General features: G+C 69.6%; 31 protein-coding genes. 14 read left to right on the top strand and 17 right to left on the bottom strand.

Annotation, left to right across the window (positions count from 1 at the left end):
- Nucleotides 1-47: 47 nt before the first annotated feature.
- Complete coding sequence (locus AB0N22_RS12060) at nt 48-467, top strand: OsmC family protein (protein ID WP_364640215.1); 420 nt, start codon at nt 48-50, stop codon at nt 465-467.
- A gap of 1 nt (nt 468) precedes the next feature.
- On the opposite strand, the gene AB0N22_RS12055 is transcribed toward AB0N22_RS12060, so the two are convergent.
- The 5 genes from AB0N22_RS12055 to AB0N22_RS12035 form a co-directional block, all read right to left on the bottom strand.
- On the bottom strand, nt 469-927 hold the full coding sequence (locus AB0N22_RS12055) for a VOC family protein (RefSeq protein WP_364640212.1): 459 nt from the start codon (nt 925-927) through the stop codon (nt 469-471).
- Nucleotides 924-1,298, bottom strand: a complete 375-nt coding sequence (locus AB0N22_RS12050) for an SRPBCC domain-containing protein (RefSeq protein WP_364640209.1) — start codon at nt 1,296-1,298, stop codon at nt 924-926. The genes AB0N22_RS12055 and AB0N22_RS12050 overlap by 4 nt, the downstream gene beginning before the upstream one ends.
- Nucleotides 1,250-1,603 (bottom strand): metalloregulator ArsR/SmtB family transcription factor, encoded by a 354-nt coding sequence (locus AB0N22_RS12045; protein ID WP_364640204.1) that lies wholly within the window; start codon nt 1,601-1,603, stop codon nt 1,250-1,252. The genes AB0N22_RS12050 and AB0N22_RS12045 overlap by 49 nt, the downstream gene beginning before the upstream one ends.
- A gap of 79 nt (nt 1,604-1,682) precedes the next feature.
- The gene (locus AB0N22_RS12040) at nt 1,683-2,540 is read right to left on the bottom strand and encodes an NAD(P)-dependent oxidoreductase (RefSeq protein ID WP_364640201.1); all 858 of its coding nucleotides are present in this window, start codon (nt 2,538-2,540) and stop codon (nt 1,683-1,685) included.
- Between the two features lie 9 nt (nt 2,541-2,549).
- A complete protein-coding gene (locus AB0N22_RS12035; protein WP_364640198.1) occupies nt 2,550-3,647 on the bottom strand; it encodes an FAD-dependent oxidoreductase in 1,098 nt (365 codons plus the stop codon).
- Nucleotides 3,648-3,734: 87 nt separating this feature from the next.
- Between AB0N22_RS12035 and AB0N22_RS12030 the strand changes: the two genes are divergently transcribed.
- Nucleotides 3,735-4,595 (top strand): alpha/beta hydrolase, encoded by an 861-nt coding sequence (locus tag AB0N22_RS12030; protein ID WP_364640195.1) that lies wholly within the window; start codon nt 3,735-3,737, stop codon nt 4,593-4,595.
- Nucleotides 4,592-5,344: an enoyl-CoA hydratase-related protein gene (locus AB0N22_RS12025; protein ID WP_364640192.1), complete on the top strand. Its 753-nt coding sequence runs from the start codon at nt 4,592-4,594 to the stop codon at nt 5,342-5,344. Before AB0N22_RS12030 ends, AB0N22_RS12025 begins: the two co-directional genes overlap by 4 nt.
- A gap of 10 nt (nt 5,345-5,354) precedes the next feature.
- Here the strand turns inward: AB0N22_RS12025 and AB0N22_RS12020 are convergent, their stop codons facing one another.
- Nucleotides 5,355-6,773, bottom strand: coding sequence for a hypothetical protein (locus AB0N22_RS12020; RefSeq protein WP_364640189.1), 1,419 nt, complete (start codon nt 6,771-6,773; stop codon nt 5,355-5,357).
- 94 nt (nt 6,774-6,867) lie between these two features.
- Between AB0N22_RS12020 and AB0N22_RS12015 the strand changes: the two genes are divergently transcribed.
- The 3 genes from AB0N22_RS12015 to AB0N22_RS12005 are packed head-to-tail and all read left to right on the top strand — an operon-like array spanning nt 6,868 to nt 9,097.
- Nucleotides 6,868-7,509: a histidine phosphatase family protein gene (locus AB0N22_RS12015; RefSeq protein WP_364640186.1), complete on the top strand. Its 642-nt coding sequence runs from the start codon at nt 6,868-6,870 to the stop codon at nt 7,507-7,509.
- A gap of 24 nt (nt 7,510-7,533) precedes the next feature.
- Nucleotides 7,534-8,334: an SDR family NAD(P)-dependent oxidoreductase gene (locus tag AB0N22_RS12010; protein WP_364640183.1), complete on the top strand. Its 801-nt coding sequence runs from the start codon at nt 7,534-7,536 to the stop codon at nt 8,332-8,334.
- Nucleotides 8,335-8,338: 4 nt separating this feature from the next.
- Nucleotides 8,339-9,097, top strand: a complete 759-nt coding sequence (locus AB0N22_RS12005) for an SDR family oxidoreductase (RefSeq protein WP_364640180.1) — start codon at nt 8,339-8,341, stop codon at nt 9,095-9,097.
- Here AB0N22_RS12005 and AB0N22_RS12000 read toward each other — a convergent pair whose 3' ends face one another.
- On the bottom strand, nt 9,098-9,238 hold the full coding sequence (locus AB0N22_RS12000; RefSeq protein WP_364640177.1) for a hypothetical protein: 141 nt from the start codon (nt 9,236-9,238) through the stop codon (nt 9,098-9,100). It lies immediately after the preceding gene.
- 127 nt (nt 9,239-9,365) lie between these two features.
- Between AB0N22_RS12000 and AB0N22_RS11995 the strand changes: the two genes are divergently transcribed.
- From AB0N22_RS11995 to rpmG, 3 genes are read left to right on the top strand one after another with little or no spacing between them, the layout of a single operon-like run.
- Complete coding sequence (locus AB0N22_RS11995; protein ID WP_364640175.1) at nt 9,366-10,013, top strand: hypothetical protein; 648 nt, start codon at nt 9,366-9,368, stop codon at nt 10,011-10,013.
- Complete coding sequence (locus tag AB0N22_RS11990; protein WP_364640172.1) at nt 10,004-10,615, top strand: hypothetical protein; 612 nt, start codon at nt 10,004-10,006, stop codon at nt 10,613-10,615. The genes AB0N22_RS11995 and AB0N22_RS11990 overlap by 10 nt, the downstream gene beginning before the upstream one ends.
- Nucleotides 10,616-10,668: 53 nt before the next feature.
- On the top strand, nt 10,669-10,836 hold the full coding sequence (gene rpmG, locus AB0N22_RS11985) for a 50S ribosomal protein L33 (protein ID WP_364640169.1): 168 nt from the start codon (nt 10,669-10,671) through the stop codon (nt 10,834-10,836).
- 1 nt (nt 10,837) lies between these two features.
- On the opposite strand, the gene AB0N22_RS11980 is transcribed toward rpmG, so the two are convergent.
- Nucleotides 10,838-11,476, bottom strand: a complete 639-nt coding sequence (locus AB0N22_RS11980) for a class I SAM-dependent methyltransferase (protein WP_364640166.1) — start codon at nt 11,474-11,476, stop codon at nt 10,838-10,840.
- Nucleotides 11,477-11,533: 57 nt separating this feature from the next.
- Nucleotides 11,534-12,127, bottom strand: a complete 594-nt coding sequence (locus tag AB0N22_RS11975; RefSeq protein WP_364640163.1) for an XRE family transcriptional regulator — start codon at nt 12,125-12,127, stop codon at nt 11,534-11,536.
- A 66-nt stretch (nt 12,128-12,193) separates the two neighbouring features.
- Between AB0N22_RS11975 and AB0N22_RS11970 the strand changes: the two genes are divergently transcribed.
- The gene (locus AB0N22_RS11970) at nt 12,194-13,123 is read left to right on the top strand and encodes an NAD(P)/FAD-dependent oxidoreductase (RefSeq protein WP_364640160.1); all 930 of its coding nucleotides are present in this window, start codon (nt 12,194-12,196) and stop codon (nt 13,121-13,123) included.
- Nucleotides 13,124-13,182: 59 nt separating this feature from the next.
- Here AB0N22_RS11970 and AB0N22_RS11965 read toward each other — a convergent pair whose 3' ends face one another.
- The 4 genes from AB0N22_RS11965 to AB0N22_RS11950 form a co-directional block, all read right to left on the bottom strand.
- Entirely contained in the window at nt 13,183-14,283 is a 1,101-nt protein-coding gene (locus AB0N22_RS11965) for a homoserine O-acetyltransferase (RefSeq protein WP_364640157.1), read from the bottom strand.
- A 5-nt stretch (nt 14,284-14,288) separates the two neighbouring features.
- A complete protein-coding gene (locus AB0N22_RS11960; protein WP_364640155.1) occupies nt 14,289-15,578 on the bottom strand; it encodes a bifunctional o-acetylhomoserine/o-acetylserine sulfhydrylase in 1,290 nt (429 codons plus the stop codon).
- 113 nt (nt 15,579-15,691) lie between these two features.
- Nucleotides 15,692-17,011, bottom strand: a complete 1,320-nt coding sequence (locus AB0N22_RS11955) for an ATP-dependent 6-phosphofructokinase (protein WP_364640152.1) — start codon at nt 17,009-17,011, stop codon at nt 15,692-15,694.
- Nucleotides 17,012-17,053: 42 nt separating this feature from the next.
- Nucleotides 17,054-17,557 (bottom strand): PaaI family thioesterase, encoded by a 504-nt coding sequence (locus AB0N22_RS11950; protein WP_364640149.1) that lies wholly within the window; start codon nt 17,555-17,557, stop codon nt 17,054-17,056.
- Between the two features lie 79 nt (nt 17,558-17,636).
- Between AB0N22_RS11950 and AB0N22_RS11945 the strand changes: the two genes are divergently transcribed.
- Entirely contained in the window at nt 17,637-18,113 is a 477-nt protein-coding gene (locus AB0N22_RS11945; protein WP_364640146.1) for a helix-turn-helix domain-containing protein, read from the top strand.
- Here the strand turns inward: AB0N22_RS11945 and AB0N22_RS11940 are convergent.
- Nucleotides 18,104-19,588: an NAD(P)/FAD-dependent oxidoreductase gene (locus AB0N22_RS11940; RefSeq protein ID WP_364640144.1), complete on the bottom strand. Its 1,485-nt coding sequence runs from the start codon at nt 19,586-19,588 to the stop codon at nt 18,104-18,106. The genes AB0N22_RS11945 and AB0N22_RS11940 overlap by 10 nt on opposite strands.
- A gap of 116 nt (nt 19,589-19,704) precedes the next feature.
- Here AB0N22_RS11940 and AB0N22_RS11935 point away from each other — a divergent pair, with 116 nt between their 5' ends.
- Nucleotides 19,705-20,361 carry an SIMPL domain-containing protein gene (locus AB0N22_RS11935; protein ID WP_364640141.1) on the top strand — a complete coding sequence of 219 codons (657 nt, stop codon included), beginning with the start codon at nt 19,705-19,707 and terminating at the stop codon, nt 20,359-20,361.
- 5 nt (nt 20,362-20,366) lie between these two features.
- Here the strand turns inward: AB0N22_RS11935 and AB0N22_RS11930 are convergent, their stop codons facing one another.
- A complete protein-coding gene (locus tag AB0N22_RS11930; protein WP_364640138.1) occupies nt 20,367-21,134 on the bottom strand; it encodes a sulfite exporter TauE/SafE family protein in 768 nt (255 codons plus the stop codon).
- Nucleotides 21,135-21,280: 146 nt separating this feature from the next.
- Here AB0N22_RS11930 and AB0N22_RS11925 point away from each other — a divergent pair, with 146 nt between their 5' ends.
- Both AB0N22_RS11925 and AB0N22_RS11920 read left to right on the top strand, forming a co-directional pair.
- On the top strand, nt 21,281-22,426 hold the full coding sequence (locus AB0N22_RS11925; RefSeq protein WP_364640135.1) for an alpha/beta hydrolase: 1,146 nt from the start codon (nt 21,281-21,283) through the stop codon (nt 22,424-22,426).
- A gap of 107 nt (nt 22,427-22,533) precedes the next feature.
- Nucleotides 22,534-23,352 carry a hypothetical protein gene (locus AB0N22_RS11920; protein ID WP_364640132.1) on the top strand — a complete coding sequence of 273 codons (819 nt, stop codon included), beginning with the start codon at nt 22,534-22,536 and terminating at the stop codon, nt 23,350-23,352.
- A gap of 38 nt (nt 23,353-23,390) precedes the next feature.
- On the opposite strand, the gene AB0N22_RS11915 is transcribed toward AB0N22_RS11920, so the two are convergent.
- Entirely contained in the window at nt 23,391-25,025 is a 1,635-nt protein-coding gene (locus AB0N22_RS11915) for a hypothetical protein (RefSeq protein WP_364640129.1), read from the bottom strand.
- Between the two features lie 167 nt (nt 25,026-25,192).
- Nucleotides 25,193-25,747 carry a PepSY domain-containing protein gene (locus AB0N22_RS11910; RefSeq protein WP_364640126.1) on the bottom strand — a complete coding sequence of 185 codons (555 nt, stop codon included), beginning with the start codon at nt 25,745-25,747 and terminating at the stop codon, nt 25,193-25,195.
- Nucleotides 25,748-25,847: the final 100 nt, after the last annotated feature.

Here is a 25,847-nt window from a genome sequence, read left to right as displayed (position 1 = left end):
TCCACCGCCCGAGCGTGAGGGCCGCAGGGTGGGCGTAGCGTCGCGGTATGACTGACACCGAGCGATCCGTCGAGCTGACCCGCACCGGCAAGGCGCGGTTCCGCGCGACCAACGTCCGCGGCGGGACCCTGGACCTCGACGAGGGCAACGGCACCGACTTCACCCCGATCGAGCTGCTGCTCGCCGGCATCGCCGGGTGCAGCGCGATCGACGTGGACTACCTCGTCGGCAAGCGCGTCGACCCCGAGTCGTACGACGTCTCGATCCGCGCCGACAAGATCCGTGACGACCTGGGCAACCGGCTCACCAACATCCGCGTGACGTTCGACGTCACCTTCCCCGAGGGGGACGACGGCGACCGCGCCGCGGAGAGCCTGCCCCGGGCGGTCGCCCAGTCGCACGACCGCCTGTGCACCGTCACGCGCACGGTCATCGTCGGCACGCCGGTCGAGTCGATCATCGCCTGACTCAGACGCCGTCGTACGCGTCCTGGAGCGCCTGCAGGTCGAGCCGCTTCATCTGCATCATCGCGGCCTGGGTGCGGCCGGCCTTCTCGCGGTCTGGGTCGCTCATGAGCCGCATCAGCAGGGTCGGGATGATCTGCCACGAGAGACCGAAGGCGTCGACGAGCCAGCCGCACGGACCTTGCTCACCGCCGCCGGCGATCAGTGCGTCGGAGATCGTGTCGACCTCGTCCTGCGTCTCGACGCTGACCGACAGCGAGAACGCCTCGCTGAGCCGGTGGTCCGGGCCGCCGTTCATGAGCGTCAGCGTCTGGCCGTGCAGCCGGATCGTGGCGATGAACAGCGTGCCGTCCGGCATGCGGTTCTCGTCGACGATCTCGGCGTCGTCGAAGACCTCGAGGTAGCGCTCGACCGCCGGGCCGGCGTTGTCGTCGAACCACAGGAACGGCGTGATCGTGGTCATGAGTCGTCGCCTTGGTGGTCATCGGGGTCGTTGCGGAACTTGGCGGGGGTCTCGAGCAGGGCGTCGAGCTTGTGGAACGACTGCCGCCAGCCGATCGCGCTCATCTCGCGCATCTCCTCGGGGAACGGGCCCTGTCGGAGCTCGAGGCGCGTGCCGTCACCCTCGGGGATGAGCTCGAGCGACAGCGACAGCCGGGTGCCGTCCTCGATGCCGGGGATCGACTGGGCGGTCTCGTAGCCGACGAGCAGCTGGTTCTCGACGACCTCGGTGAAGGTCGCGTTCACGGGTGCCCGCCACTCGGGGTCGTCCTTGCCGACCATCGTCATCTTCCAGTGTCCGCCGGGGCGGATGTCGACGTCGACCGTGTCCATCGGCACGACGAACAGCGGGAGAACCGGTCGTCCCACAGGTGGCTGAGGTGCTCCATCCACGAGGTCGCCTCCTTCAGCGGTGCCGCCTGCAGGCTGTTGGTCCGCCACTGCGCCCGCTTGTCCCGGCTGATCAGGCCCGCTCCCTCGAGCACCTTCAGGTGCCGGGAGATCGCCGGGAGGCTGATCGGGAACGGGTCGGCGAGCTCGGTCACGGTGGCGTCGCCCTGGCCGAGCCGCGTGAGGATCTCACGTCGGGTCGGGTCGGCGAGAGCCGAGAAGACCCGGCTGAGCTGATCGGTTGCCATGTACTTAACGTATGCGTTAATTAACCACTACGTCAAGTACCGAGGTGCGGGGGTGCAGAGGGTCCCTGCCGGGAGGAGGTCAGTGCATGCGCAGCTCGGGGTTGTGCGGCCCCTTGGGCTCGACCCAGAAGTCGAGGGCGAGGTCGTCCTCGGCACCGCCGTTGAGGTAGACCGAGAAGTCGGTGACCCCGGCGTCCTCGAGGACGTCGTCGTCGATCAGGAACTGCCCGGTGTAGTCGCGACTCGGCTTCGTGATGATCTCGTACGCGGCATCGGCCATGATCGCCGGCGTGCGGGAGTGGCTGACGAGGCCTGCGCCGACGACGTTGCGGACCGCCGCGGTGTCGATCGCGGTGCGGGGCCACAGCGAGTTGGCCGCGATGCCGTACGGGCGCAGCTCCTCGCTCAGGCCGAGCGTCACGAGGCTCATGCCGTACTTGGCGATCGTGTATGCCGTGTGCTTGTCGAACCACTTGGGATCGAGGCTCATCGGCGGGGACAGCGTCAGGATGTGCGCGTTGTCGGACTGCTTGAGCCACTCGATGGCGGACTTGGCGAGCAGGAACGAGCCGCGGGTGTTGATGTCGTTCATGAGGTCGTACTTCTTCATCGACACGTCCTCGGTGCTGGACAGGTCGATCGCGCTCGCGTTGTTGACCACGATGTCGATGCCCCCGAAGGCCTCGGCGGTCTTGGCGACCGCGTCGAGCACGAACGCGTCGTCGCGGATGTCACCGACCAGGGGCAGGGCCTTGCCGCCGGATTCCTCGATCGCCGTCGCGGCGGTGTAGATCGTGCCGGGCAGCTTGGGGTGCGGCTCGGTGGTCTTCGCCAGGAGGGCGACGTTGGCCCCGTCCTTGGCCGCGCGGATCGCGATCGCCTCGCCGATCCCACGGGATCCGCCGGACATGATGATGGTCTTGCCTGCAAGCGTCATGGTCACACCTTAGATAGTCGGGCGACGACCGGCGATGGCGAACCGGGGTTCGGGCTCGGTCGTGCCCGCGACGAGATCGGCGACCATCGTGCCGACGAGGGGCACGAACTTGAAGCCGTGGCCGGAGAAGCCGGCAGCGACGGTGAGCCGTCCCGTGCGGTCGATGAGGAAGTCGTCCTCCGCCAGGCCGCCGTACAGGCACGTGCCCGGGTCGAGGCTCTCCGGCGCGACCCCCGGGACCCACGCGGCGGCGTAAGCGCGCAGCGCCTCGACCTCCTCGTCGACCACGGCGAAGTCGCGGTGGTCAGGGTCGACGACCTTCCCGCCGCCGTGGAAGCCGATCTTGACGCCGTCGGGCGACGGCAGCCCGTACGCCTCTGGCATCGCGGCGCCGTGCTCGTCCGCCCTGCGGTGGATGAACGTCGGCCACGCCGTCGAGGAGTCGAGGGGCGCGAAGTGCGAGGGCTGCACCTGCGTCGCCACGTCGGTCGGCAGGTCCGCGAGCCGGTGGCTCCACACGCCCGCGGCGAGGACGGCTTGGTCCGCCGAGAAGACCTGGTCGCCGGCCAGGACCCGCACGCCGTCTGCGGTCTCCTCGATCGCGTCGACCCGGGTGTGCGGGTGCCACGCGGCGCCGCGCGTGATGGCATCGCGCTGCAGGAGGGCGAGGGTGTGGTCCGGGTGGGCGACGCCGCCGTCGGGCTGGAACAGGACGGCCTGGTCGAACCTCAGCCCCGGCCAGCGGCGGGATGCCGCCGCGGGGGTGAGCCATTCGTAGGCCGCCCCGGCCACGTCCAGCGCAGCCGCGAACGGTTCGAGCAGGTGCCGTGGACCGTGGTCGACGCTGCCGGTCCGGCGGAACACCTCGGCGTCCGTACGCTGCTGCAGCGCGTCCCACCTCGGCCGGGCCGTCATCGCGAGGCGTACGTAGAACGGGTCGTCGTACACGACGCGGACGATGCGGGAGGTCCCGTGCGAGCTGCCGCGTGCGTGCCGCATCTCGTGCTGCTCGAGGACCGTGACCGGGTGCCCGCGCTGAGCCAGCTCACAGGCCACGCTGGAGCCCATCGCTCCACCGCCGACGACGATCACAGAAGGAGGCGTCACCGCTCGATCCTGTCACCAGGCCGGGCTCGGTGCAGCCGGCGGGCATCCTCCCCTAGAGTCAGGTAGCGCCCCGCGTGAGGAGAGTCGATGAGCCACGAGGTCCCGACCTGGTTCACGGATGCACTCAGCCAGTCCTACGACGCCGCCGAGATCGAGGTCGACGGGGTGCGGGTCGCCTACCGCGCCTGGGGCAAGAGCGGCGGCCCCGTCGCGATCCTCGTGCACGGCGGCGCCGCCCACGCAGGCTGGTGGGACCACGTCGCGCCGCACCTGACGGCGGGCCACCGAGTCATCGCCCTCGACCTCAGCGGGCACGGCGACAGCGGCCACCGCGAGACGTACGCGCTGGAGGCCTGGGCCGACGAGGTCATGGCGGTCGCAGCGGCCGAGTCCGACCTGCCGCCCGTCCTGCTGGGTCACAGCATGGGCGGGTTCGTCGTGCTGACCGCTGCCCAGCGACACGGCCACGCGATCCGCGGAGCGGCCGCGATCGACTCCCCGGTGCGGGAGATGTCACCCGAGGCGCGCGCCTGGGTCAAGCGCAAGCACGTGCCCGGCCACCGCGTCCATCCCGATCGCGAGTCGATCCTCGCGCACTTCCGGACGCTGCCGGCCGACGGTGCCTCCCTGCCGTACGTGCACCGGCACCTGGCGGTGGGCTCGATCCGGGAGGTGCCGGGGGGCTGGACGTGGAAGTTCGACCCGCACATCTTCCTTCGTGCCCGCATGGAGCCCGAGGACCTGGCCGAGGCGGTCTGCGAGATCGCCCTCATCCGCGGTGAACGGGGCATGGCGACGACCGACATCACCGACGTCGTCGCAGAGCGGCTCGGACGCGACGTCCCGGTCACCGTGATCCGCGACGCGGGCCACCACATCATGCTCGACCAGCCCATCGCGCTCATCGCGGTGCTGCAGACCCTGCTCGGCCAATGGAGGATCGCGTGAGTGAGTCCGTGCTGCTCGACACGACCGACGGTGTCCTGACGATCACCTGGAACGAGCCGGAGCGGCTCAACGCCCTCACCGCCGCCATGCTCGACGCCGCAGCCGCCGCGATCGAGGAGGCCACGGACGTACGCCTCGTCGTCATCACGGGCACGGGCCGCGCCTTCAGCTCGGGTGCTGCCCTCGGGCCGGGCTTCGACGGGACCGCGACCCTCGACAGCGCCAACCGTCTGGTCCGCGCCATCACCAGTGCGCCGGTCCCTGTCGTCAGTGCGGTCAACGGCCTCGCGGCCGGTGTCGGGGTCTCGATCGCGATCGCCGCCGACCTCACGGTGGCCAGGACGTCGGGCTACTTCCTGCTCGCGTTCGTCAACATCGGCCTGATGCCCGACGGTGGCGCCACGGAGCTCGTCGCCGCGTCGATCGGCCGGGCCCGCGCCAACCGCATGGCGATGCTGGGAGAGCGGCTCTCCGCCGACGACGCCGCCGAGATCGGCCTGATCCACGCCTCGCTCGACGACGAGGGCTATGCCGCCGAGCTCACGAGGCTCGTCGACCGGCTCGGCCACGGTCCGACAGTGGCACTCGCCAGGACCAAGGCCGCGATCACCGCGACGACCCTGTCCCACCTCGACGACGCGCTCGAACGGGAGCGTGAGGGCCAGGTCGCCCTGTTCGCGACGGCTGACTTCGCCGAGGGCGGGCAGGCGTTCATCGACAAGCGCACGGCGACGTTCACCGGCCAGTGACCGGCCGGCGTCAGCCGCGCAGGGCGCCGACCCCCAGGACGGCGGCAAGACCGAGCGCGCTGCGCGGGTGGTAGGCGCTGGTCCACAGCCCGCCGTGCGCCGCGTTGACCGCCTCGTCCTGCCACGGCTCGGCCTGCGGCGCGGCCCCGGACTTCAGGTCGTACGCCATGAGCGCGGCCATCAACGTGTTGCTCGTCGCCGGCTCGAACACCTCGACCCCGAAGCGGTGCGCGCCGGCATACGCAGCGGCGAGTGCCTTGTTCTTCACGACCGAACGCGTCCGGGTGGCCGGTGCCACGTTGAGGGAGACGGTCGTGCCGTCGTGTCGCGCTGTCGTGGCGCGCCAGCGCTGCAGGCGCTTGGCGAGGGCGTAGTTGGGACCCTGCTGCGGCACGAGTGCGTCGCACACGCCGGGATCGGCGCCCGGCGGGTAGTTGCGCTGCAACAGGCGTCCACCGCTGACCATCCGCAGGGGCGCGCGCAGCACCTTCGACGACGTGGCGTACGCGCGGTTGGCCGCGGCCACCTCGGCAGCCGGCACCGCGAACGTGTCGGTCGGCGTCGCGAGGAACGCCAGGGCGGTGTCGTGCCGCTCGCGGGTCAGGTGCGCCGCGAGTGCGTCGGCGGCCATCGACACGCGGACGTGTGAGGCGCCGTCGGCATAGCAGTAGTTGCCCAGCACCAGACGACCCTCGAAGCCGTCGAGCCAGTGCGCGACCGCGGACAGCTCGGTGACGAGGTCGGCGCCGGAGTCGTCGTCACCGTTCGTGACGATGCGGGCCGGGACGTGCACCCGGCTGGCCGACTGCTCGGCGTACGTCCGCACGCGCTCCTGCATGTCGGGCCGCGGCAGGTCGAGCGCGATGACATCGGCACCCCAGCGCAGCAGCGCGCGATAGGGCGCCATCTCGGCACCGGCGCCCAGCACCACGACCACGTCGCCGTCGAGCCGAAGCCACTCCGGGTGCTCCTGGACGGTCTGGACCGCCTCGGAGCACGACTGCGTGATGATGCCGTGCTGGACCCAGGAGTCCAGCTGGTCGACCAGTGCCTGACCGCGCAGGCGCTCGCCGCGGTAGGGGATCGAGAGCTCGGTCTCGGGCTCGGCCGACCCCGCGATCGTCCGGGTGTGGAACACCTGCGACAGGGCCGTCCCGCTGATCGCCTCGTCGAGACCGACGTCGCCGAACCGCATCAGCTCGTGCGCACTGCGCAGCCCGTCGGCGGCGATCGAGTGTGCGGCCGGCGCCTCGCCGATGCCGGCCTCGACGGCCCGGCGGAAGTGCGTCAGGTAGTTGCGACGCCAGCTTGTCTCGTTCTCCACCGCCCGTGCACCCACCGGATCGGCCTTGCGCAAGGCGTCGGACAGGATCGTCCGGGCGGCGGCTGACGTGCTCTCGGTCGGAAACGACACTCCCTCAAGTCCCATCGGCTCAGCCTAGGAGCGTTTCCGGGTTACTGACGAGTCAGGTGACCGCTTCTTTTTTCGCGGCCCGTGGCGCCGCGCCGGATAGGCTCCGGCCATGGGATCTGTCCACCTCATCCGGCACGGCCAGGCCTCGTGGGGATCCGACGACTACGACCAGCTGTCCCCGGTCGGCGTGCAGCAGTCGAGCGCGCTCGGCATGTCGTGGGAGGCGTCGGGCTGGGCGCCGACCGCTGCGGTGGCGGGGTCGATGACGCGCCATGCGCAGACCGCGATCGCGGCGATCGACGCCTCCGGCCAGGGCGACGGTTATGACGTCGACGCGGGCTGGAACGAGTACGACCACCTGGCGATCGCGCGAGCTCACGATCCGGGCTCGCTGACCAAGGACCCCAAGGAGTTCCAGCGGCTGCTCAACGTCGCGCTCGACAGGTGGATGGCCGGCGAGGGTGAGCACGCCGAGACCTACCAGCACTTCGTCGACCGGGTCATGACGTCGTTCGAGAGGGTCGTCGCCGACGCCGGCCCCGGCCGCTCGATCGCGGTGTTCACCTCGGGCGGCCCGATCGCGATGGTGGCGTCCCACCTGCTCACCGGCGACGACTCGGCGTTCCAACGGATCAACGACGTCATGATCAACGCCGGGGTCAGCACGGTCATCTGCGGGTCGACCGGCCCTCGCCTGCTGGCGCTCAACGAGAGCATGCACCTGCCGCGTGACCTCGTCACGTACCGGTGATTCAGATACCGGTAGTATCCGAACATGTCCATCGCCCCGAACTCCCGTGCCCTTGTGACCGGGGCCGCCTCCGGCCTGGGCCTGGCCCTCGCCCGTCAGCTGGCTGCCCGTGGCTGCCGCGTGCTCGCCACCGACGTCCACACCGATCCCCCTGAGTCGCTGCGCGACCTCGACGGCATCACCTACCTGAGGCTCGACGTGACCCAGGACGTCGACTGGGCCGCCGCGCGCGACTGGGTCGTCGAGCAGTGGGACGGCCTCGATCTCTTGTTCAACAACGCCGGCGTCGCCGCAGGTGGCCGCATCGAGCTGTCCGAGATGGACCAGTGGCAGTGGATCGTCGAGATCAACCTGCTGGGCGTCGCGCGCGGGTGCCGGACGTTCACCCCGATGCTCAAGGCGCAGGGCAGCGGGCACATCATCAACACCGCATCGGCCGCTGGACTCATCCACCCGCCTCGGATGAGCGAGTACAACACCGTCAAGGCCGGAGTCGTGGCTCTCAGCGAGACGCTGTTCCACGAGCTGAAGCCGTACGGCGTGAAGGTCTCGGTGATCTGCCCGACGTTCTTCAAGACCAACCTCACGGCATCGCTGCGGGGCAAGGACGAGTCGGCCAACCGGTCTGCCGCCAAGCTCATCGACAGGTCGACCATCAGCGCCGACACCATCGCCGAGCGGGTCCTCAAGGGCATCGACAAGGGGCGGCACATCATCCTGACCGACCGCGACGGCAAGGTGGCGTACGCGGCGAAGCGGTTTGCCCGCCCGTTGTACTACTCGATGATGAACAAGGCCTCCGTCAAGATGTCGAAGAAGGACTGATCCGATGCGCAAGAACGTCCTCATCACCGGCGCCAGCTCAGGACTCGGCGCGGGGATGGCCCGGATCCTCGCCGTCAACGGTCATCACCTGGCGCTGACCGCCCGCCGGCTCGACCGCCTCGAGGCGCTGCGCGACGAGCTGGTGGCAGCCCACCCCGACATCGAGGTGGTCGTGCACGAGCTCGACGTCAACGACCACGACCGGGTGTTCGCGGTGTTCAAGCAGGCGATCACCGACCTCGGCGGTCTCGACCGGGTCATCGTCAACGCCGGCCTCGGCAAGGGTGGTCGCATCGGCACCGGCAAGTTCCACGCCAACAAGCAGACAGCCGAGACCAACTTCATCGCGGCGATCGCCCAGTGCGAGGCGGCCATGGAGCACTTCTACGAGCGCAAGGCCGGGCACCTCGTGGTGATCTCCTCGATGTCGGCGATGCGCGGGATGCCGTCGTCCATGACGACGTACGCCGCGACCAAGGCAGGCATCGCCGCGGTCGCCGAGGGCATCAGGTCCGACCTGATCGGCCGCAAGGGTCTCGACATCAAGGTGACGACGTTGTTCCCCGGCTACATCGCGTCGGAGATGAACGAGGGCGTGCAGCAGGAGGCCAAGATGATGGTCGACACCGAGACCGGATGCCGCGCCATGGTCAAGGCGATCGACAAGGAGGTCGCCGACGCCGCGGTGCCGTCGTGGCCCTGGGCGCCATTGGGGCAGGTCATGAAGCACGCGCCGCTCAGCGTCGTACGACGCATGGTCTGACTAGGACCTGGGGCTGAACTGCTTCTGCTTCGGCCGCCCCGAGAACACGATCCGGCTGACCACGAACGCGACGCCCGCGGTGTGCGTCGCCAGCAGTGCCGCGCCCAGCACCACGATTCCGATGAGGATCCACTCCAGCATCCCGCCATTTTAACGGTCTGCTCCGCGAGTCGCCCGTCTTCTGCCGACCGCCATGGGGCCGGTGATGCGACAGGTTGTGCGCCGTGCCACGGTGGTGGTCTCGTCTGATGCCACCGAAGGGAAACCCATGAGCACCACGCCGCCCGACGATCCTGCGCAGCCCGGCACCGGTGGATACCCCGCCTACCCCGGCGAGGGCGGAGGGCAGCCGACCGGTCCCGGAGGCTATCCGACACACCCGGGGATGCCGCCCGGAGGCGGTCATCCCGGCCAGCCGGGTGCACCCGGCGCGGAGGTGCCGCAGCCCGGCTCGATCCGTCTCGCCGTGCGGCTGATGTGGGCCGGCGCCGTGGTGAGCCTGCTCTCGCTCATCGTCGGCATCGCGACGCTCGGCGGCGCGAAGGAGGAGATCCGTGACGAGCTCGCCAAGGACGACCCGACCGTGAGCCAGTCGACCGTGGACGCGGCGTACGCCATCGGAGTCGTGTTCGTCGTGGTCATCGGCGTGCTCAGCGTCCTGTTGTGGCTGTGGATGGCGTGGAAGAACGGCCAGGGCAGACAGTGGGCGCGTGTGGTCGCGACAGTCCTGGCCGGGCTCAACGTGCTGTTCACGTTGCTGTCCTTGGTCGTCCCGAGGACCACCGCCGACGAGAACTCGGCGGCTCTTGCGTTCTCCCTGGTCAACCTGGTGCTCGCGATCGTGATCCTGGTGCTGCTGTGGCGCAAGGATTCCAACGACTTCTTCGCGGCCAGGTCGCGCCCGCAGTGGGGCTGAACCAAGCCGAGGAGGCGACGCTCGACGAGCTGTCGGCGCGGATCGACGACCTGCGTTCCGCCCGGTCGCGCACGGTGGTTGCCGTCAGCGGCTACGGCGGCGCCGGGAAGTCGACGCTGTCGAAGGCCCTCGTGGCGCGGGGCGGGTCGCGTGCGCGGCTGCGGGGCGACGACTTCCTCGATCCCGTACGTTCGCACCAGCGGTCGACGGATTGGGACGGCGTCGACCGCGCCCGCCTCCGCTCCGAGGTGCTGGAGCCCTTCCGCCGGGGTGAGCGGGTGCGCTTCCGGCCGTACGACTGGCACCTCGGCGCTCTGGGCTCGATCACGGAGCTGCCCGACGTCGAGGTCCTCGTGGTCGACGCGATCGGCATCCTGCACCCGGACCTCGACGGCTGCTTCGACCTGGCCGTCTGGGTCGACGTCGACCTGGCCACCGCCGGCACCCGAGGGCGCCGCCGGGACCAGGTCGCCGGGCACGACCACGACGCGCTCTGGACCGACGTGTGGCTGCCCAACGACCGCGACTTCGCCGCGAGGTTCGACCCCGTCGGCCGGGCCGATCTCCGCTACGTCCCCGAGGACGTCGCGGGGCGGGAATGAGGAAAGCCGGCGATCTGTTGACAACCATTGTCAATCAACGAGAGGTGACCATCATGGCTCGATCAGCCGACCTCAGGCCCATCGTCAAGCTCCGCTCGACCGCCGGCACCGGCTACACGTACGTGACCCGCAAGAGTCGCCGGAACGACCCCGACCGCATGGGGCTGCGCAAGTACGACCCGGTGGCCCGCCGGCACGTGGAGTTCCGCGAGGAGCGCTGACTCAAGCTCTGCGCACGGCGCGCAGCACAGCATCGACCGCGACGGCAGGACGGCCGTCGCGGTCGATCGAGTCCCGCTCCGGACGCGTCGCCTCGATGACCTGCCAGTCCGCAGGGTCGAGCGTCCCGGCGACCTCCTCGGCCGTGAACCGCATGTCGGCGAGATCGGAGCTCTCCGCCGGGTGGCGATGGTCGTCCGGATGGTGCCCGACGATCAGCAGCGTGCCGCCGGGCGCCACGGAGGCCGCGAGCTCGCGGTGCAGCCGGGTCACGGCCGGCCGCGGCAGGTGCATGAACTGGGCCGACACCAGGTCGTACGTCGGTCCGGCCGTCCACTCGAAGGCATCCGCCTGGTGCCACCGGATGTCGAGCCCGGCCTCCTTGGCGCGGCAGTCAGCGCCCTCGAGCGCCACCGGCGAGATGTCGATGGCCGTGACCTGCCAGCCCTGCTGCGCCAGCCAGATGGCGTCGGCGCCCTCGCCGCTGCCGTACTCGAGCGCGGTGCCGGCCCGCAGCGGGGAAGCATGAGTCACGAGGTGGGGATTGGGGTTGCCGCTCCAGACCTGGTCGCCGGCATAGCGCACGTCCCAGAACTCGCGGGTGAAGTGATCGTTCGGATCAAGAGCATGTTCATGTGTCATGCCCTCATGGTGAGGTGTTCGCCACCATCTGACAAATGCGTTTGCCGAGATGGCAACCTAATCCCTCGAGCGCGGCTTCGCGCGGACGTGCATGCGCTCGCCCTGCGTGCCGAACAGGGTCAGCAGCTCGAGGACCCGCTTGCCGGCGTTGCTGAGGCTGTGCGGCAGGCGGGTGTCGAACTCGGCGGCCTCGCCGGGTCCGAGCACCAGGTCGTGCTCGCCGATGCGCAGACGCAGTCGGCCGGACAGGACGTAGAGCCACTCGTACCCCTCGTGCGTCTTGAGCTCGTCCGCCTCGGTGTCGGGTCCGTCGAGGGGCGGGACGATGACCTTGTACGCCTGGAGGCCGCCGGCTTGGCGGGTGAGCGGCACGAAGGTCCGCCCATGGCGGACGAGCGGCTCGGGCTGGATGCGGGGATCCTCGCTCGGCGGCGCCTCCACGAGCTCGTCGAGCGTGACCCCGTGGGCCTTGGCCAGCGGCAGCAGGAGCTCCAGGGTCGGCTTGCGCTGCCCCGACTCGAGGCGCGACAGCGTGCTGACGGAGATGCCGGTCGTCGCCGACAGCTGAGCGAGGGTGGCTTCGCCGCGTTGGCGGAGGGCCTTGAGGCGGGGCCCGACAGAGGTGAGGGCGTCGGCGAGATCGGTGGTCATGAGGACGATCTTGCCACATCGGCAACACTATTTGCGAAGACGGTGGCGGCGACGAAGACTGGCTGCATGAACACATCTGCCTACGACGCGATCATCATCGGAGCCGGCGCAGCCGGCCTGTCCACCGCCCTCGTGCTCGGACGTGCACGCCGCCGCGTGCTCGTGCTTGACGGCGGGCCGCCGCGCAACGCCGCCGCCGCCCACGTCAACGGCTACCTCGGCGTCGACGGGCTGAGTCCCCTCGAGCTGCTCGACGTCGGACGTACGCAGGTCGAGAAGCTGGGGGTCGAGGTGCGGGAGGCAGCTGTCTCCGCGGTCCAGATGGCCGGGGACGGGTTCCTCGTCACTCTCGACGGCGAGCAGGCGCAGGCCAGGCGGGTCGTCCTGGCGTCGGGCATCACCGACCGGCTTCCGGAAATCGCCGGACTGGCCGAGGGATTCGGCGTCGACATCTTCCACTGCCCCTACTGCCACGGCTACGAGGTCGCCGGGCAGCGGCTCGCTGTGGTGGCCACCCATCCGATGTCGGGTCACCAGGTGCGCATGGTGCGCCAGTGGTCGGACGACGTCCTGTTCTTCCTCAACGACACCGCCGAGCTCGACGCCGAGGAGCGCCGGGTGTTCGCGGCACGGGGTGTCGAGGTCGTCGACGGGCCGGTCGACGAGATCGTCCGTCGGGACGGGACGCTGCACGGCGTACGAGCGAGTGGAGAGGTCCGCGAGGTCGACGCCGTCTTCGTGGCGCCGTCGATGGTGCTGAACATCGACGCCATGGCGGGCCTCGGCCTCGAGATGTCCGACACCCCGCTCGGGCCCGTCGTCGCGGCGGACCCGACGGGCGCGACGAACGTGCCGGGCCTCTGGGCCGTGGGCAATGTCGCCGATGCCGGCTCGCAGGTCATCTCGGCCTCGGCCGCGGGCGCCAAGGCCGCTGCGATGCTCAACTTCAGCCTCATCGAGGACGAGTGGGCCGCCGCAGCGGAGGCGGTGAGCTAGCGTCCAGCCGACCGTACGCCGTGGACGCCAAGTCACCGCTCGCTTCGGTGGGCGCGGAGTCAGGCCAGCAGGCCGCGGGCGAGCTCGCCGACCTGGTCTGACTCGACGAGGAAGCCGTCGTGGCCGTAGGGCGACTTGACCACGTCCAGCGACGCGGAGCCCGGGATCCCGTCGGCGAGCTGCTGCTGCTGGTGCAACGGGTACAACCGGTCGGAGTCGATGCCCGCCACGACCGTACGGGCGGTGATGTGCCCCAGCGCAGCGGTGATCCCTCCGCGCCCCCGCCCGACGTCGTGGCTGTTCATCGCAGCGCTGAGCACGACGTACGAGTTGGCGTCGAAGCGGCCGACCAGCTTGGCGCCGTGGTGTTGCAGGTAGGACTCGACCGCGAACCGGCCGTCGTCCTGGACCGTACGGCCGAAGCGCTCGGCGAGCTCGTACTCGCTGCGATAGCTGATGTGCGCGATCCGACGAGCCAGGTCGAGGCCGTGGAGGGGTCCGTGAGGCCCGTCGTAGTAGTCGCCGCCGAAGTACGCCGGATCGGCGCGGATCGCGTCGATCTGGGTGGCGGACAGCGCGATCTGCTCCGCCGACGCCGCGGCCGAGGTGGCGAGCAGGAACAGTCGCTCCACCCGCTGCGGGTGCTCGATGGCCCACTCGAGCGCGCGCATGCCGCCGGCCGATCCGCCGATGACGCCACGCCAGGAGTCGATGCCCAGCTGGTCCGCGAGCGCCACCTCTGCACGTACCTGGTCGCGCACCGTCAGGGCGGGAAAGGCGCCGCCCCAGGGCAGCCCGTCAGGACCGAGCGAGGCGGGTCCCGTCGAGCCCTGGCAGCCGCCGAGGATGTTGGCGGCGACGACGTAGAGGCGGTCGGTGTCGATCGCCCTGCCCGGCCCGACCAGCGCATCCCACCAACCGGCCGTGGGATGGCCCGGCTGCGCCGGCCCCGACACGTGACTGTCACCCGTGAGCGCGTGCAGGACCAGCACGGCGTTGCCGCCGTCGTACGTGCCCCAGGTCTCGTACGCCATGCGCACGTCCGGGAGGATGGCGCCGGACTCCAGCAGGACGTCACCGACGTCGGCGAACGTCCGGGCGCCCGGCGGATCCCCCTCTCGCCACGCGCCGGTGACGAGAGTGGGATCGATGCCGGGCACGACCGTCACTTCGCTGCGCGGAACCCGGCGTCGAGATCGGCGAGGATGTCGTCGATCCCCTCAAGGCCGATCGCGAGGCGGACCAGCCCGGGCGTGACGCCGGTGGCGGCGTGCTCCTCCGGCGTGCCCTGCGAGTGCGTCGTGCTGGCCGGGTGGATCGCGAGGCTGCGGACGTCGCCGATGTTGGCGACGTGGCTGAACAGCTCGAGCGAGTCGATGAACGCGCGACCGGCGTCGACGCCGCCGGGCAGCTCGAACGTCAGGACCGCGCCGGCGCCCTTGGGCACGTACTTGTCGGCGAGCGCCTTGTAGGGGCTGCTGTCGAGGCTGGCCCAGGTCACGGTGCTGACGTCCTCACGTGCCTCGAGCCACTCGGCGACCTTGCGGGTGTTGTCGAGGTGACGGTCGATGCGCAGGCTCAGCGTCTCGAGACCCTGCGCCAGCAGGAACGCGTTGAACGGGCTGATCGCGGGGCCGATGTTGCGCAGGAACTGCACGCGCAGCTTGGCGATGAAGGCCGCCGGGCCGAGCGCCTCGGCGAACTTGAGCCCGTGATAGCTCGCGTCGGGCTCGGTGAACCCGGGGAACTTGTCGCCGTGGGCACCGTAGTCGAACGTGCCGGCATCGATCACGACGCCGCCGATGGCCGTGCCGTGGCCGCCGATGTACTTCGTGGCGGAGTGGACGACGGTGTCGACGCCGTGCTTGAACGGGTTGAGCAGGTAGGGCGTTGCGATCGTGTTGTCGACGATGAACGGTACGGCCACGTCCTTGGCCACTGCGGAGATCGCCTCGAGGTCGAGGATGTCGCCCTTGGGGTTGCCGATCGTCTCACCGAAGAACGCCTTGGTGTTGTCCTGCACGGCGGCGCGCCAGGCGTCGGGGTTGTTGGAGTCCTCGACGAACGTGACCTGGATGCCGAGCTTGGGGAAGCTGTGCCGGAGCAGGCTGTCGGTGCCGCCGTAGAGGCTCGCGGACGCGACGATGTGGTCGCCGGCCTCGGCCACGTTGGTCAGCGCGGCGGTGGTGGCGGACTGGCCCGACGCGAGCAGCAGGGCGCCGACGCCGCCCTCGAGAGCGGCGAGCCGCTGCTCGACGACGTCCTGCGTCGGGTTCATGATGCGCGTGTAGATGTTGCCGGGCTCGGCGAGGCCGAACAGGTCGGCCGCGTGCTGGGTGTCGCGGAACTGGTAGGACGTCGTCTGGTAGATCGGCAGCGCTCGGGCGCCGGTCGTCGGATCAGGCGTCTGGCCGGCGTGGATCTGCTTGGTCTCGAAGGACCACTCGTCGCTCATGGGTTCTCCTGCAGGTCGAAGGTCTGTGCCATCGACTGTGCCAGCGTCTCAGGAAACGACAACCGCGTCTCACGATCCGGACCTGCAGCTCGGGACGACTCAGGGGCTCTCGATCAGCACATGCTGAACGGCTGCGCGGTGCTCTCCAGCACCGAGAGCCACAGGTCGCCGTCGGGGGAGACGCTGTGGGAGCCGGAGGTGACGAACGGGATCGGCACGTGGACGAAGCGGTGCCGGCGGCGGCCGACGACCATGTCCGTTCGGCCGGCCATCGCGGCGTGGACCGCGGTCTGTGCCAAGCGTGCGCAGTAGACCGAGTCCGAGGCGTCGGCCGGCACGGAGCGGATCGCGTAGCCGGGGTTGAAGTAGCGCATCGTCAGGGGCTGGTTGCGGTTGGCGAAGTCCTTGGTGATCTGCTCACGGAGGAAGCCGGCGATGTCGCCGAGCACCGCGTTGCCGCTCGCGTCCTGGCGGTCGCTCGCCGGGATGAGGTCCTGACCGGCGCCCTCGGCCAGCACGATGACGGCGCTGCCGCGATCGGCGACCCGGCGTTCGATCAGGGCGAGCAGACCGTTGTCGCCGTCGAGCGAGAACCCCACCTCGGGGATCAGCACGAAGTCGGCGTCGTGGTTGGCCAGCGCGGCGTAGCAGGCGATGAACCCGGCGTGGCGGCCCATGACCTTGACGATGCCGACGCCGCCGACGGCTGCCTCGACCTCGACCCGGGCGGCCTTGATCGACTCGGCGGCCTTGGCGAACGCCGTGGAGAAGCCGAAGCTCTGCCCGATGTGGGGGATGTCGTTGTCGATCGTCTTGGGCACGCCGACGACGCCGATCGACAGGCCACGCGCGGCGATCTCGGCGCCGATGTTGTGCGCGCCGCGCATCGAGCCGTCGCCGCCGATGACCATGAGGATGTCGATGTCGAGCTCGACGAGCCGGTCGACGATGGCCCGCGGGTCCTGGGCGCCGCGGGACGACCCGAGGACCGTGCCGCCGCGCTCGCTGATCCGCGAGACGAACTCCGGGGTGAGCTGGACGACGTCGTGCCCGTTGGCCTCGATGAGCCCCGCGTAGCCGTGCTGGAAGCCGACGACGTCGCGGACGCCGTAGTGCGTGTTGAGCTCGAGCACGATCGCGCGGATGACGTCGTTGAGACCCGGGCAGAGGCCGCCGCAGGTCACGACCCCGACCTTCGTCGTGGCGGGGTCGAAGAAGATCTTCTGGCGCGGGCCGCCGGACTCGAACGTCGGCAGCTCGGTGAGTGGGACGCCACGCGACTCGATCAGCTCGAGGGTGTCGTCGTAGAGGATGCGGTCGGTCTCGCCGACGTAGTACTCGTTGGTCGTGCGCCCCTCGACGTACAGCGCGAGCGGCGAGTCGACGGTGCATGCACCGAGCGAGCGGACCTGGAGATCGGAGAGCGAGACCACGGGTCCATCGTATCCGAGGAAACCCTCAGGTTTGACCGGGATTCAGGGAGTGAACACGAGGCAGGTCGAGGTCGCGGTCGCCAGCAGCCGCCCCGCCGCGTCCTTGATGTCGGCCTCCACGAAGGCGGCTCGTGTTCCCGGCTTGGTGACCCGGCCCTGAGCGGTGACGCGGCCGGTATCGCTCGTCATGCCGCGCAGGAAGCTGACGTTGAGGTCGAGCGACGTGTACGCCATGCCGGCCGGCAGCGTCGTCTGTACCGCGCACCCGCACACCGAGTCGAGCAGCGTGGCGGCGAAGCCTCCGTGGACCGAGCCGATCGGGTTGTAGTGCGACTCGTCGGGGGTCGCCATCATCGTCGCCACGCCGGGACTGACGCTGGCCAGCTCGAGGTTGATGTGGCTCGCGATCGGCGGCGCGGGGAGCTGCCCGTCGATCATGGCCTGCAGGTAGTCGAGGCCGGACATCGTGAGGGCGGCCGCGGCCTGCGGTCGCGGGTCCACCCACGAGATCGTCTTGTGCTGGGTGTCGCGGTCGAGCTCCGTCATGGCGTGCCTCTGTTCGTACGGGGGACATGAGCGTAGCATCTGAGTTGGAGATACAAACTCAGCCGACCAGGAGCGCCTCATGCCGTTGACCGACTACGACTCGGCCACCTGCTCCATCGCCAGGACCGCGCGCATCCTCGGCGATCGCTGGTCGGTGCTGGTCGTGCGCGACCTGTTCAACGGGGTGCGCCGGTTCGACGCCCTGCAGCAGCACCTGGGCGTCGCCCGGGACGTGCTCACCAAGCGTCTGGCGCTGCTCGTCGACGAGGGGATCGTCGAACGCCGCCCCTATCGACCCGCGGGTGAGCGGGCCAGGCACGAGTACGTCCTGACCGCCGCGGGTCGCGACCTGCGCACCGTGATGGTCGCCCTCATGGACTGGGGCGATGCCCATCGCCCGGGGGAGGACGGCCCGCCGATGTCGTTGCGGCACCGCGAGTGCGGTGCCGAGATCCACACCCACCTCACGTGCGCCGCCGGTCACGACATCGCACCGGCGACCCGTGCCGAGCTCGTCCCCCTCGCGGGCGCCAGGCTCGCGGGTACTCAGGCGTAGGTGTAGTCCTCGAGCGGAAAGCTGCCGGCCTCGCGGAACGCGTTGAGCGTCGAGGTCGGCCGCAGCAGCGTCGCCATGCCGTGCTGGTTGAAGTAGTACGAACGCGACGTGGCGCAGCTGCCGTTGACGAACACGGAGTCCTCGATGAGGTCCGTCACCCGGTCGAGGAACGCCGCGTTGGCCTCCTCGGTGACCTCGAACGTCGTGGCGCCGCGCCGCTCGACCTCACCGAGCAGCCGCTTCATGTGCTTCATCTGGGACTCGATCGTCGTGAAGTACGACAGCCCCGAGTACGAGTACGGGCTGTTGAGCGAGATGAAGTTGGGGAACCCGGGGACCGTGACGCCCTCGTACGCCTGGAACTGTTGCTCGCGCCAGAACTTGCCGAGGTCCTTGCCGTCGCGGCCGATGACCTCGAACGCCGGGAAGTTGGTGTCCCAGAGGTTGAAGCCGGTCGCCAGCACGAGCGTGTCGATGGTCCGCTTCGTGCCGTCGGAGGTGACGATCCCGTCGGGCTCGATGCGCGCGATCGGCGTGGTCTCGAGGTGCACGTTGTCGCGGTTGAACGTCGGGAAGTACGTGTTGGAGAACGTGGGGCGCTTGCAGCCGAACGTGTAGTCGGGAGTCAGCTTCCTGCGGGTCTCGGGGTCCTTGACCTGCCGCTCGAGGTGCCGCAGCGCCATCTTCTCGACCGAGCGGTTGAGCAGCTTGGTGCGGCGGTAGTTGAGCACGCCGGCGACCATGATGAGCTCGAGGATGCTGCTGCCGATGGCGCGCACGGCACGCTGTGCGAGCGGCACCCGCGCGTACAGCTTCTGCACCCGCTTCGGGATCGCGCCGTCGCGCTTGGGGGTGACCCAGATCGCGGTCCGCTGGTAGACCGTGAGCTCCGCGAGACGGGGCGCGATCTCCGGGATCAGCTGGACGGCGGTGGCTCCCGTGCCGATCACGGCCGCCCGCCGGCCCTCGAGGTCGATCGAGTCGTCCCAGCGGGTCGTGTGGATGACGGTGCCGCCGAACGAGTCGATGCCCTCGATGTCAGGGAAGGCCGGCTGTGACAAGAACCCGGTCGCCGTCAGGAGCATGCGAGCGTGCAGCCGCTCGCCGCCCGCGACGTTGACGGTCCAGTGCTGGTGGTCCTCGTCCCACACGGCGCCCTCGACGACGGTGTCGAACCGCATGTGACGGCGGATGTCGTACGTGTCGGCGACGTGCACGGCGTACGCCTTGAGCTCCGGGCCCGGTGCGTAGAGCCGCGACCAGTAGGGATTGGGCTCGAACGAGTAGGAGTAGGTCGACGAGGGGATGTCGACGGCGAGACCGGGATAGCGGTTGACGTGCCACGTGCCGCCGAGGTCGCTCTCGCGCTCGAGGATCACGAGATCGTCGAAGCCGAGCCGTCGCAGCTGGATCGCGGCGCCGATGCCGCCGAACCCGGCGCCGACGATCGCGGCGTCGTGGATGGTGTCGGGCATGCTCGCTCCTAGATTTCAGATAATCGCAATATCTGAGTGTCAGTAAACCAGCGACGGCGCCGCGTGACAACCCCGATGTCATGGTCGGGGCCGTGACCATGCGGCAGGATGACGGCATGACGCTCGACATCACGGTCCGCGGTTCGGCCGAGCAGCGCTATCCGGCGGAGCGGGCCACGGTGTCGATGTCGGCCGCCATCGAGGGGGCGGAGCGGCAGCAGGTCTTCAAGGACACCGTCGCGATCCACGACTCGCTGACCTCCCAGCTGCGCGAGCTGGTCGAGCTGCGCGCGGTCGGCCCGTGGTCGAGCGACCAGGTCCGGGTGTTCAGCCACCGCCCGTGGGACGCCGACGGCAAGCGGGGGGCGACGGTGCACGTCGCGCGCGTGCAGATCAGTGCCGAGTTCACCGACTTCGAACGGCTCAGCGGGTTCCTCGACTTCTGGTCCGGGACCGACGGCGTCGAGGTCGGCGGCATCAGCTGGGACGTCGGGGTCAAGAGCCGTCGATCGTACGAGGCCGAGATTCGCAAGGCCGCCGTGGACGATGCGATCGCCAAGGCACAGTCGTATGCCAACGCGGTGCGCCGCGGCAAGGTCGTGGCAGTCGAGCTGGCCGACCCGGGGATGCTGACGCAGCAGCCCGAGGGCGGGGCGTACCCGATGGCGAAGGCGAGCTTCTCCGACACCTCGACGGGCGGACCCGAGCTCGACCTCACCCCGGCGGACATCGTGATCCACGTCGACGTGGACGCCCGCTTCGTCGCCGAGTAGGGCACCTAGTCGAAGAACACGATCTTGACGAGCGCGAGGGTGCCGATCGCCAGGATCACGGCCCGAAGGACAGCCGGTGGCAGGCGCCGACCGATCCGGGCGCCGAGGTAGCCACCGACGAGGCTTCCGCCGCCGATGAGTCCGACAATCCGCCAGTCGATGTCGTCCCAGGCCACGATCATGAAGGTGATCGCGGCGACGGCGTTGACGATGGTCGCCAGGACGTTCTTGACCCCGTTCAGGTCCTGCAGCCCGATCGTGAGCAGGACGCCCAGCAGGCCGACCAGGAGCACTCCTTGGGCGGCGCCGAAGTAGCCGCCGTAGATGCCGAGCGCATAGACGCCGGCCGGCAGCAACCAGCGCGAGGGTGGCGGGGCGGTGCCGAGCTCGGCGTGGCGCCGGGCCGTGCGGCGCTGCACCACAGGTCCGACGACCACCATGGCGAGGCCCAGCGCGATCAGGACCGGCACGATCGCGTCGAACGCCCCGTCGGGCAGCACCAGCAGCAGGAGCGCGCCCGTCACGGCGCCCAGCACCGACGCCGGCGCGAGGCGCAGCAGGAGCGACCGGTGCCGCAACGCCTCCTCGCGATAGCCGTGCACGCCGGAGAGGCCGCCGGCCACTAGGCCGATGTTGTTCGAGACGTTCGCGGTGATGGCCGGATAGCCGAAGAGCAGCAGGGTGGGGAACGTGATCAGCGTGCCCGACCCGACGATGACGTTGATCGTGCCGGCCCAGACCCCCGCCGCGAAGATGACGACTGCCTCGAGCATGCGATCACCTCCCGTCGACGTGCTGCCCGTACGAGTGTCACGCATCCGGCCGCCCAGCGGGCACGGTACCCGCCACACCGCCCCTGACCTGCGCAAACGTCGTGCTCGAAGTTGAGGCGCGGGCATACCGGAGGTACGCTCGAGGCATGTGGTCCACCGTGGTCAAGCGCGTCCCGGCCCTCCCGGGCGTCGCGAAGCTGCCCCGCAGAGGGGTCCGACTGAGCCTGCCCGGGCGGGGCCCGATGCGTGTCGTGTTCGACAAGGCCGTCGTCCACGAGAGCTACAGCTTCAGGGCGCGGGTGCTCCAGCGGACGATCCGCATGGTGTTCAAGCCCGTGCTGCGCTTCACCCCCATCAGCGAGCGGACCTTCGCCACGATCCGCACGATCGACGGCCTGCAGACCCGGCGCAAGCGGTCGCCGCACGTGACCTTCGAGGTCTCGGAGCTCGGTGGCGTGCGGGTCGAGCGCATGTCGCACCGGCACGGACCGGACAGCGAGATGACGCTGCTCTACCTGCACGGTGGCGGGTTCTTCTCCGGAAGCATCGCGACGCATCGTCGCATCTGCGAGCGGCTCGCTCTCAAGACTGGTGCCACGGTCGTCTCGGTCGACTACGTGCAGCTGCCCGAGGGGTCGATCGCCGACTCGGTGCAGGACGTCATCTCGGCGTACGCCGCTCTGGTCGAGTCCGTGGAGCACCCCGACAAGATCGTCGTTGCCGGCGACTCGGCCGGCGGCTACCTGACGATGAAGGTCGCCGAGCTCGCGACCCGCCGTGGCCTGCAGGCACCGGCAGCGCTGCTGGGCTTCTCGCCGATGCTCAGCGTGGATCCCGACCGCGAGGACAAGGCCGTCGAGCGCATCATCCGCGCCCGTGACGCGTACCTGCCGATCCAGCGGATCGCGCACATCCGCGAGCGCTGGCTGCCCGAGGACGGCGCACCGATCGAGGGCTACGCATCACCTCTGCACGCCTCGGCGTACGTCTCGTCGCCCACGTTCTTCGTCGCGGTCGAGGACGAGCTGCTGCGACCGGAGGTGGAAGCCATGGCGCTGATGCTCGCCGAGCGAGGCGTCGAGGTCGAGACCCACCTGTGGCGCAAGCAGGTCCATGCGTTCCCGGTGCTGGTCGACCTCGTGCCGGAGAGCGAGATGGCCATCCAGCTCGCTGCCGACTTCGCGCGGCGTGCCGTCGGTGAGCTCGACCGACCCCCGGTCGAGGACCCCGACAGCCACGAAGAGGTCATGACCGGCGAGCTGGTGCCGGACCAGGGTGGTTCCGCGGCCTGACTGTGCCGGGCCAGGACGGTCCTTCCCGTGATTCCGCTGTCTCGGCTCTGGTGCGGGGTTACCGTGAAGAGCCGGCGACATGGTGTCGCGGCGGATGGGTCCTCATCATGCGCAAGCTTCTCGTAGCCGTGTCAGCCGCCTTCGCCGGTCTCCTGCCGGCCACCTTCCTGGCGCCGGCCGACGCTGCCGGGTCCTACAGCGTCACCGCCAAGGTCTCGGCCACCTCCATCAACTTCGGGCAGGAGGTCACGATGACCGGCAAGGTGTCGCCTTCGGCGGCGGGCGCCAAGATCCGCATCCAGAGGTCGCACGACGACCAGGACTACGTGGGCTTCGAGACGGTGCACACCGCGACCATCCGGTCGGACGGGACGTTCTCCAAGACGTTCGAGCCGTCGATCGGAACCTACACGTGGCGTGCCTACAAGATGTACGGCCAAGGCAGGTCCGGCGGCGCGAGCACGCCCATCGCGATCCACGCCTACACCTGGTACCAGCTGGCGAACGCCACCTGGGTGCACGTCCTCTCGGATGACACGGGCGGACCCGGTCGGTTCGGTCCGATCACCGTCGCCGGCGCACCGTTCAAGAGCTATTGGGAGTCAAAGCCCGACGCCACAGGAAGCACCCGTTGGTACCTCGAGCGCTCGTGCCGCCGGTTCATCGGGACTGTCGGGCTCGACGACGCACGCTCGGACGCCGGCGCGTTCGGCCGGGTGCGCGTGGCCGGCAGCCCCACCCTCCTGCTCGACAAGTCGATGAACGGCAGCACCAAGCTGGCGGTCGACGTCTCCTTCGACCCCGCGAAGAACTCGTGGCTCACGATCAGTGCCAGTCGACTGCATGCCGACAAGGCCACTGCAGTGGTCGTGGCGAACCCCAAGGTGCAGTGCGCGTTCCCGCACAACGAGGACGAGCTTCCCTGACCCACCTCCCGCCCTGCCGGCTGGCAGGGCAGGCGGTGTCACTTCGCGAAGGACACCCGCAGGCTGAACACCGAGTGCTCGCCGTCCTTGCCTCCGGACAGGCCGACCGCCTTGACGGTCCGCGCCTCCTCGATGTCCTTCGCGACGTCGTCGGGCGGGTCGGCCTCCATCAGCTTGTCGAGGATCGTCCCGACGTCGACGAACAGGCCGAACGCCGTGTCGTCGCCGTACGGCATGACGGACGTGAACGTGTCGTCGTCGCCGAGCTTGCCGTTCGGTGTGTCGATCGCCTCGGCCGCGTCCTCGTTGGTCGCGATGATCGCGCCGTCATCGGTCTCCTTGGTCGGTAGCTCGATGCCCACCTGGGAGGCCAGGGCGGCGAGACGGGTGGCGAGGTCGATCGCCTTGGCCGGGTCGGTCGTCATCTTGAGCGCGACGTCGAGCTCGGCCACGTCGGCAGGCCCGGACAGGGCGGGCACGTTCTCGAGGTTGCTCGAACCGATCGAGACCGTGAGGCTCTCGCCGAACAGCGTCTCGAGGTCCTCGGGAAGCTTGAGCCCCGTTGACCGCTCGAACTCCGCGATCATGGCCGCGGGGTCGAACAGGCCGACCGGCTCGTCGGCCATGAAGTCGTCGTACGCGTCCTGCTGCTCGGGCGTCAGGCCGTCCGCCGGCTCGAGCGCAGGGCTCCCGAAGCCGCGATCGAGCTGCGAGAAGAACGCGTCGTACTGCGCCGAGACCTGCTTGCCGACGCCTCCGACGGACAGTGCCGCGACAGTGTCGGCAGGCAGCTTGTCGAGCGAGCCGCCCTTGGTGTCATAGGCGTCCGTCAGCCCGGAGAGTCCGGCGAGCTCCAAGGTCGAGCCGTCGACGCGCAACGTCGTCGCCATGGTCCCGGCCTGCTTGAGCATCTTCTCGGTGTCGGGACCGGCGGCGCTGGCGAAGCCGGCCTTGAAGTCCGGGATCTCAGCGAGCGCCTCGAAGTCGCCCCAGGCCGAGGCGACGCCCTGCTCGCCGAGGTCCTCGAAGTCGGAGGCGAAGGCCGCGTTGTCAGCCAGAGGCTTCTTCTCGGCCGCCTTCACGGCGGCGTCGGCCTGCTTCTGGGTCTCCGCGACGATCGCGTAGCCGTCGAGGAAGGCGACGGCGGCCTTCTCGTCGTCGCATGCGAAGAGATCCTTGATGCCCTTCTCGGCCTTCTCCTCGTCCGAGACCTGGATCGCGACGAGCGGGACCTGCTCGTCGTCGAGCGCGACGCCGATGCGGCTGCCGAGCCACGGCTTGACGTCGTCGTCGTACGAGAGGTCGCAGTCGCCCTCCTCGAGTGCCTCCTCGACGAGCAGCTTGCGCACGTCCTGGTCGGCGCTCTTGATGCCGACGTCGTCAGCGGCCTCGGGGAACTTGCGGATGAGCTTGAACAGCGCGATCTTCTGGCTCGCGGAGGGGTCGACGTCGACACGGGCATAGGCGACGACCGACGACGGCAGGACGTCGTGTGGCTGGGCGCCACCACCGTCGAGCTTCTTGACGACCGCGAACGCACCGCCGGCCAGCGCCAGCACCACGACGGTGGCGATGGCACCGAAGGCGAGCCGCTTGGTGTTGCGACCGCCGCCGGCGGGAGCCTCGTCCGGGGTCGAGAGCTCGTACGTGATCGGGGGCTGCTGCTCGGTCATACGACGTCCTTCGAGAGGAATCTGGTGGGAGTCCGAGGAGAATATCGGACTTCGCACCACCTCCGAGACAGATTGGCGCGATCCGGACGACGCCGCACGTGGCGTCCGTCACGCGTTGCCCGCCGATGGCCCGCCCCCTCATGCGGGAGGCGGGCCGAGGGGCAACCTCAGCGATCGATCTTGGTGACGGAGAACGCCCGGTCGAGCTCGACCGTGACGTCCTCGCCGCCCGGCAGCAGCACGTCGACCTCATACTCGTGATCCGCGTCGTCGCTGCCGCTGGTCTCGGTGATCTTGCCGCCGTCGGTGGCCTTGAGTGCCGCGGCCGAAGCCTTCTCGAGCGTCGCCCCGGTCAGCGGCCGGTCGTCGTCGGCCCTCGCGCTCGACGACGGTGCGGATGTCGCGCCGGCGGCCTCGGGCGCTGCCGAGGGTTCGAGGTCGGCGGCCTTGGCCGGGCTGTTCGTCACCTTGAAGGACGTGTCGAGCTCGACGTCGATGTCCGCCCCGTTCGGGAGGGTCACCTCCACGCCGTAGGCGTATCCGTCGTCGCCGTCGCCGCGCTCGGCATCGGTGACGGCGCCACCGCCGACGTACTCGAGTGCGGCGGACGAGGCCTTCGCTCGGTCGCTGCTGCTGAGCTTCTCGTCGTCGCCGCCTCCGCAGGCGCTGAGGCCGAGGGCCGCGACGAGGGTCAGTCCGATGATGGCGCGAGGGGTACGCATGTCACTCCTGTGAGGTCGAGGATCAGTAGCCCACAGCACACCGTCGCGGCGTGAGGTGGACGTGAAGGACGGGTGAGAGAGTTCTCATCAATAACAATCA

The organism is Aeromicrobium sp. NPDC092404, assembly GCF_040684095.1.
Classification (GTDB): domain Bacteria; phylum Actinomycetota; class Actinomycetes; order Propionibacteriales; family Nocardioidaceae; genus Aeromicrobium.
This window is presented reverse-complemented; position numbering and strand designations above follow the sequence as displayed.

Bases quoted from the DNA above. Each gene is read 5' to 3' on its own strand.
- AB0N22_RS11950 (WP_364640149.1), bottom strand. From the start codon at position 17,557: ATGACGGAGCTCGACCGCGACACCCAGCACAAGACGATCTCGTGGGTG.
- AB0N22_RS12015 (WP_364640186.1), top strand. From the start codon at position 6,868: ATGGGATCTGTCCACCTCATCCGGCACGGCCAGGCCTCGTGGGGATCC.
- AB0N22_RS11930 (WP_364640138.1), bottom strand. From the start codon at position 21,134: ATGCTCGAGGCAGTCGTCATCTTCGCGGCGGGGGTCTGGGCCGGCACG.
- AB0N22_RS12050 (WP_364640209.1), bottom strand. From the start codon at position 1,298: ATGGACACGGTCGACGTCGACATCCGCCCCGGCGGACACTGGAAGATG.
- AB0N22_RS12055 (WP_364640212.1), bottom strand. From the start codon at position 927: ATGACCACGATCACGCCGTTCCTGTGGTTCGACGACAACGCCGGCCCG.
- AB0N22_RS11980 (WP_364640166.1), bottom strand. From the start codon at position 11,476: ATGACACATGAACATGCTCTTGATCCGAACGATCACTTCACCCGCGAG.
- rpmG (WP_364640169.1), top strand. From the start codon at position 10,669: ATGGCTCGATCAGCCGACCTCAGGCCCATCGTCAAGCTCCGCTCGACC.
- AB0N22_RS12005 (WP_364640180.1), top strand. From the start codon at position 8,339: ATGCGCAAGAACGTCCTCATCACCGGCGCCAGCTCAGGACTCGGCGCG.
- AB0N22_RS11975 (WP_364640163.1), bottom strand. From the start codon at position 12,127: ATGACCACCGATCTCGCCGACGCCCTCACCTCTGTCGGGCCCCGCCTC.
- AB0N22_RS12060 (WP_364640215.1), top strand. From the start codon at position 48: ATGACTGACACCGAGCGATCCGTCGAGCTGACCCGCACCGGCAAGGCG.
- AB0N22_RS11995 (WP_364640175.1), top strand. From the start codon at position 9,366: ATGAGCACCACGCCGCCCGACGATCCTGCGCAGCCCGGCACCGGTGGA.
- AB0N22_RS11915 (WP_364640129.1), bottom strand. From the start codon at position 25,025: ATGACCGAGCAGCAGCCCCCGATCACGTACGAGCTCTCGACCCCGGAC.
- AB0N22_RS12045 (WP_364640204.1), bottom strand. From the start codon at position 1,603: ATGGCAACCGATCAGCTCAGCCGGGTCTTCTCGGCTCTCGCCGACCCG.
- AB0N22_RS12030 (WP_364640195.1), top strand. From the start codon at position 3,735: ATGAGCCACGAGGTCCCGACCTGGTTCACGGATGCACTCAGCCAGTCC.
- AB0N22_RS11970 (WP_364640160.1), top strand. From the start codon at position 12,194: ATGAACACATCTGCCTACGACGCGATCATCATCGGAGCCGGCGCAGCC.
- AB0N22_RS11910 (WP_364640126.1), bottom strand. From the start codon at position 25,747: ATGCGTACCCCTCGCGCCATCATCGGACTGACCCTCGTCGCGGCCCTC.
- AB0N22_RS11960 (WP_364640155.1), bottom strand. From the start codon at position 15,578: ATGAGCGACGAGTGGTCCTTCGAGACCAAGCAGATCCACGCCGGCCAG.
- AB0N22_RS11935 (WP_364640141.1), top strand. From the start codon at position 19,705: ATGACGCTCGACATCACGGTCCGCGGTTCGGCCGAGCAGCGCTATCCG.
- AB0N22_RS11940 (WP_364640144.1), bottom strand. From the start codon at position 19,588: ATGCCCGACACCATCCACGACGCCGCGATCGTCGGCGCCGGGTTCGGC.
- AB0N22_RS12020 (WP_364640189.1), bottom strand. From the start codon at position 6,773: ATGGGACTTGAGGGAGTGTCGTTTCCGACCGAGAGCACGTCAGCCGCC.
- AB0N22_RS11925 (WP_364640135.1), top strand. From the start codon at position 21,281: ATGTGGTCCACCGTGGTCAAGCGCGTCCCGGCCCTCCCGGGCGTCGCG.
- AB0N22_RS11945 (WP_364640146.1), top strand. From the start codon at position 17,637: ATGCCGTTGACCGACTACGACTCGGCCACCTGCTCCATCGCCAGGACC.
- AB0N22_RS12010 (WP_364640183.1), top strand. From the start codon at position 7,534: ATGTCCATCGCCCCGAACTCCCGTGCCCTTGTGACCGGGGCCGCCTCC.
- AB0N22_RS12000 (WP_364640177.1), bottom strand. From the start codon at position 9,238: ATGCTGGAGTGGATCCTCATCGGAATCGTGGTGCTGGGCGCGGCACTG.
- AB0N22_RS11920 (WP_364640132.1), top strand. From the start codon at position 22,534: ATGCGCAAGCTTCTCGTAGCCGTGTCAGCCGCCTTCGCCGGTCTCCTG.
- AB0N22_RS12040 (WP_364640201.1), bottom strand. From the start codon at position 2,540: ATGACGCTTGCAGGCAAGACCATCATCATGTCCGGCGGATCCCGTGGG.